Raw genomic sequence first — 429 nt, forward strand, 5'->3', positions numbered from 1 at the left:
GGCTTTGGCTTCGCCGGCCTGGTCGGTCAGCTTGCCAATGGCGTCTGCACACTCGCCGGCGGCTTCCAGGCTGACCCATTTGGATCCGGCCAGCCCCTCGATCACGCGCTTGGCGTCACGTAGAGCTTGCTGGCGGATGCTCTCTGCAGAAGGCGTGCGCGACAGGGCCGTCCTGGCAATGGCCCGAAACGCCGCTTCAACATGCACGGACGCAGCTCTGCCCGACTCGCGCACCAACCGTTCTGCAGCAGCCACCTCGGAGACCGACGCCAGCAGGCAATCCACGGCGATCTCGTCCACCTCCCCCGCATCCACTTCAGGCTGGGTGTACAGACAGGTGCCCACCGGGACCTTGGCGGCCTCGAAGCACGCCATGGTGAACCCGTTGGTGCCAGGCATGCTGCTGGCCACGCCGACCAAGCTTGATGC

The 429-nt window shown here is 66.2% G+C and carries 1 protein-coding gene; it reads right to left on the minus strand.

Annotated elements, in window-relative coordinates:
• Positions 1 to 300 (minus strand): hypothetical protein (locus ACVA58_RS27790; protein ID WP_446513483.1); only part of this gene is annotated, 300 nt, incomplete at its 3' end.
• Positions 301 to 429: the final 129 nt, after the last annotated feature.

It is taken from the genome of Photobacterium sp. DNB22_13_2 (assembly GCF_052873915.1).